General features: G+C 73.6%; 4 protein-coding genes. 3 read left to right on the top strand and 1 reads right to left on the bottom strand.

What is annotated here, in order from left to right:
- Positions 1 to 10 precede the first annotated feature (10 nt).
- The gene (locus tag V7E45_RS38865) at positions 11 to 985 is read right to left on the bottom strand and encodes a helix-turn-helix transcriptional regulator (protein ID WP_333779000.1); all 975 of its coding nucleotides are present in this window, start codon (positions 983 to 985) and stop codon (positions 11 to 13) included.
- A gap of 62 nt (positions 986 to 1047) precedes the next feature.
- On the opposite strand from V7E45_RS38865, the gene V7E45_RS38860 reads away from it, so the two are divergent.
- From V7E45_RS38860 to pfkB, 3 genes are all read left to right on the top strand, one after another.
- Positions 1048 to 2565, top strand: a complete 1518-nt coding sequence (locus tag V7E45_RS38860; protein ID WP_333778999.1) for an MFS transporter — start codon at positions 1048 to 1050, stop codon at positions 2563 to 2565.
- Positions 2566 to 2777: 212 nt separating this feature from the next.
- Positions 2778 to 3539 (top strand): DeoR/GlpR family DNA-binding transcription regulator, encoded by a 762-nt coding sequence (locus V7E45_RS38855; RefSeq protein WP_333778998.1) that lies wholly within the window; start codon positions 2778 to 2780, stop codon positions 3537 to 3539.
- Positions 3536 to 4483, top strand: coding sequence for a 1-phosphofructokinase (gene pfkB, locus V7E45_RS38850; protein ID WP_333778997.1), 948 nt, complete (start codon positions 3536 to 3538; stop codon positions 4481 to 4483). The genes V7E45_RS38855 and pfkB overlap by 4 nt, the downstream gene beginning before the upstream one ends.
- The last annotated feature ends 236 nt before the right edge of the window (positions 4484 to 4719 follow it).

Raw genomic sequence — 4719 nt, 5'->3', positions numbered from 1 at the left:
CCCGCGAGGGTCACCCACCCACCTGTCCGGCCGCCCGACTCAGCCGGCCGCCCAGTTCCCTCGCGCAGTCCGCCAGTTCGGCCGGTGCCCGCACGGTGAACTCGCAGCCGACCATGGCCAGGCGTACCGCCAGCCACTCCAACTGGTCCCCGCCCGCGCCGCGCAGCACGCATCCGCCCTCCCCGTCCGCCTCCGGCGTGCCGAGCCATTCCGGCAGCCGGGCGGACACCGCCTCCACGGGGGCGGCGAACCGGACCTCGAACTCGTACCGGTCCTGCCGCCGCCCGATGGACCGGCGCAGGTACTCCGCCGCATCCCCCTCCGGCAGTTCCCGCGGCGCGAACCGCGTCCCGGTGGGGAACGGTTCCCGCACCCGGTCCACCCGGAACGTGCGCCAGTCCTGCCGGTCGAGGTCGTAGGCGACGAGGTACCACCGGCGCCCCGTCGAGACGAGCCGGTGCGGCTCGGTAAGCCGCCGGGTCTCACCGCCCTCCTTGTCCCGGTAGGCGAAGCGCAGCCGCTCCCGTCCCGCCACCGTCGACGCCATCACGGTCAGCGTCTCCGGCGCGATGCTCGCCCCGTCCCCGCTGGTCAGCGGGGTCGTCGCGGCCTGCAGTGTGGACACCCGGTGGCGCAGCCGGGCCGGCAGCACCTGCTCCAGCTTCGCCAGCGCCCGCACGGACGCCTCGTCCACGCCCTCCACCGCGTGTCCGGCGCCGGCCCGCAGGCCGACCGCGATCGCCACCGCCTCCTCGTCGTCGAGCACCAGCGGTGGCATCGCCTTGCCCGCGACCAGCCGGTACCCGCCGTCCGAGCCCATCGTCGCCTGCACCGGATAGCCCAGCTCCCGCAGCCGGTCGATGTCCCGCCGGACGGTACGGCGGGAGACCCCGAGCCGCTCGGCGAGTTCGCCGCCGGGCCACTCACGCGGTGTCTGGAGGAGCGAGAGCAGGTGGAGAAGCCGGGCCGGAGTGTCCGTCGTCATGCCTACGAGAATGCCGTACGACTAGGACATGATCTGACCTACTTGGGTCCTAGCCTGGACGCATGACCTCCACGGAACCAACCCTCGGCTCTCAGCAGGCACCGGGCGACCGCCGCCGCTGGTTCGCGCTCGCGATCGTCATGGCGGCGGCCTTCATGGACCTCGTCGACGTCACGATCGTCAACATCGCGATCCCCTCGATCCAGCGGGACGCGGACGCCTCGCTCAGCCAGATCCAGTGGATAACCGCGGGGTACGCCCTCGCCTTCGCCGCCGGTCTGATCACCGGTGGCCGTCTCGGTGACATCCACGGCCGCCGCCGGCTGTTCCTCGTCGGCATCGGCGGCTTCACCCTGGCCTCAGCGCTGTGCGGGTTCGCCGCGAACCCGGAGATGCTGGTCGCCTCCCGCCTCCTCCAGGGCGGCATGGCGGCGATGATGGTCCCGCAGGTCCTGTCGATCGTGCACGCCACCTTCCCCGCCCACGAACGCGGCAAGGTGTTCGGCATGTTCGGGGCGATCGTCGGCCTCGGCGCGGTCTCCGGGCCGCTGCTGGGCGCCCTGCTGACGGAGTGGAACCTGTTCGGTCTCGAGTGGCGTCCCATCTTCCTGATCAACCTGCCGGTCGGCGTCGTCGCCTTCCTGCTCGGCCGCCGCTACATCACCGAGTCCCGCGCGCCGAAGGCGCTGAAGCTGGACCTGGTCGGCGTCGCCCTGGTGACCCTCGGCCTGCTGATGCTGCTCTACCCGCTCACCCGCGGCCGTGAGCTGCACTGGCCGCTGTGGGGCTACGTGTGCATGGCGGGCGCGCTCGGGGTGTTCGCGGCGCTGGTGGCGTACGAGCGGCGCAAGGCGGCCCGCGACGGCTCTCCGCTGATCGAGCTGTCGCTGTTCCGGGTCAAGAGCTTCGCCGCCGGCATCGCCGTGCAGACCGTCTTCGGTGTCGCGCTCGGCATCTTCTTCCTGGTCTGGACGCTGTACATGCAGTTCGGCCTCGGCTGGAGCCCGCTGCGGGCCGGCCTGACCGGCGTGCCGTTCTCGCTCGCGGTGTCCACGGCGGCCGGGATGTCGGTGCAGAAGCTGGTCCCGCGGTTCGGCCGCAAGGTGCTCCAGGCGGGTGCGCTGGTGATGGCGGTGGGCGTTCTCCTCTACATCTGGGAGGCCCACCGGTACGGCCTTGCCATCGCCTCCTGGCAGATGGCCCTCCCGCTGGTCGTCATGGGGGCCGGCATGGGGCTGATCGTCGCCCCGCTGACGGACGCGGTGCTCTCGGAGGTCCCGCGCGAGCACGCCGGATCGGCGTCCGGTCTCATCAACACCGTGCAGCAGATGGGCAACGCGCTCGGCCTCGGGCTGGTGTCCGTGGTGTTCTTCGGGGTGATCGGCGACCGGCTGACGCGCGCCCAGGTGGGCCCGGCCTTCGTACACGCCTTCCAGCACGCGCTGTGGTGGGTCGCCGGGGTCATGGGCGTGATCTTCCTGCTGATGTCCGCCCTCCCGAAGCGTCCGGCGCAGCACGGGGAGGGCGCGGCGGACGGGGAGCTTCCCGCGACCGAGCGGGAGTCCGAGCTGGTGGGCTGACCGGCAGGCAGGACGAGGGCCCGGCACCGCAGTGGTGCCGGGCCCTTCGTCGTCCGGGCCCGGCCCCGCGTCGTACGGCTCCGTCGGCGTGCAAGCACAGACGGAAGTCCGTTCATGCCCGATTCGAATCCGAACCTGTTTACTTTCGGAAAAACCGGGCGTAGCCTCGAATCGAAACCACACGTTCGGGCATCATTCGGAGGCGAACGGACATGTACGCACCGGAGCGGCAGCAGGAGATCCTCCGGATCGCCCGGGACGGCGGCCGGGTGGACGTGCTGTCGCTGGCCGAGGAGTTCCAGGTGACGGCGGAGACGATCCGCCGTGATCTGAAGGCCCTCGACCGCGCCGGCCTGGTGCGCCGGGTGCACGGGGGCGCCATTCCGGTCGGCCGCCTCGACTTCGAACCCGACCTCAGCGAACGGGAGTCCACCGCCGCCGACGAGAAGGACCGCATCGCCAAGGCGGCCCTCGCCGAGCTGCCCGTCGACGGCACGCTGGTCCTCGACGCCGGTACGACGGTGGCACGCGTGGCCGCCGCCATCCCCCTGGAGGCGTCCCTCACCGTCGTCACCCACAGCCTGCCGATCGCGGCCCGCCTCGCCGATCACCCGGGCATCCAGCTCCACCTGGTCGGCGGACGGGTACGGCACCGTACGCGCGCCGCCGTCGACGCCTGGGCACTGCGCGCCTACGCCGAGATCCGCGCCGACATCGCGTTCGTCGCCGCCAACGGCTTCTCCGTGGAACACGGCCTGACCACCCCCGATCTCGCCGAGGCAGCGGTCAAGCGCGCGGCCGTCGCCGCCGCCCGCCGCGTCGTGCTGCTCGCCGACTCCGCCAAACACGGCCAGGAGCACTTCGCCCGCTTCGGCGGCCTGGGCGACGTGGACCTGCTGATCACCGACAGCGGGCTGAGCCCCGAGGACAGCGCCGCCATCGAGCGCGGCGGCACGGAAGTGGTGCGCGCATGATTCTCACCGTCACCCCCAACCCGTCCCTCGACCGCACCTACGAGGTCCACGCCCTGGAGCGGGGCGAGGTCATCCGCGCCGAGACCGAGCGCACCGACCCGGGCGGCAAGGGCGTGAACGTCTCGCGCGCCGTCGCGGCCGCCGGCCGCCGCACGGTCGCGGTGCTGCCGCTGGGCGGCGCGCCGGGCGCCCTCGTCGCCGAACTGCTCGACGCGCAGGGCATCGAGGTCGCGCCGGTCCCGATCGCCGGAGCCACCCGGTCCAACATCGCGCTCGTCGAGGTGGACGGGGTCCTGACGAAGATCAACGCACCGGGTCCGGAGCTGTCGCCCGCCGAGCAGGAACTCCTGCTGGACACCGTCCGCGCGCAGTCCCCGGGCGCCCGGTGGATCGCCTGCTGCGGGAGCCTGCCCCGCGGGCTCGCGCCCTCCTGGTACGCCGATCTCGTCGCCCGGGCGCACGCGGCGGGCGTCCGCATCGCCCTGGACACCTCGGGGCGCGCGCTGCTCGAGGCGCTGCCCGCGCGGCCGGACGTGGTGAAACCGAACGCGGCGGAACTCGCGGAAGCGGTAGGGCGCCCCCTGACGACCGTGGGCGACGCGGTGAAGGCGGCCGAGGAACTGCGCGGCATGGGCGCGCGCGCCGTGCTCGCGAGCCTGGGCGCCGACGGGCAGTTGCTGGTGGACGACGCCGGCACCTGGTTCGGCAGCGCCCGCGTGGACGCGGTACGCAGCAACGTGGGCGCCGGCGACTCCTCCCTCGCCGGCTTCCTGATCGCCGGGGGCGGCGGCCCCGAGGCCCTGGCCTCCGCCGTGACCCACGGCGCCGCCGCCGTCCGGCTCCCGGGCAGCGTGATGCCCACACCGGCCGATCTGGACCCGGCCGCGGTCACCGTCACGGCCGACGTCCCGATGGACCGCGAACTGACGGAGCCGGTGTCATGAACACCGGGGCCGCGCCGAGCCTGACGGAACGCGGGACGCCGCTCGGATCTCCGGTCCTGCTCGAAGCCTGCGCCCGGCCAGGGCCCGAAGCCGGGCCGGCCTCGCCGCCGGCCCTCCGGCGGCGGAACTCCCGCCGCACCGCCGTCGCGGCGGGCGGGCCGGACACTCCGGGCCGCCTGGCCGCCCCCGGGAGGCGGGGACTCCCCGGCCCCGCCACCCGGGGGGGGGGGGGGGGG

It is taken from the genome of Streptomyces sp. IBSBF 3136 (genome assembly GCF_036815105.1).
Taxonomy (GTDB): Bacteria; Actinomycetota; Actinomycetes; order Streptomycetales; family Streptomycetaceae; genus Streptomyces.
This window is presented reverse-complemented; position numbering and strand designations above follow the sequence as displayed.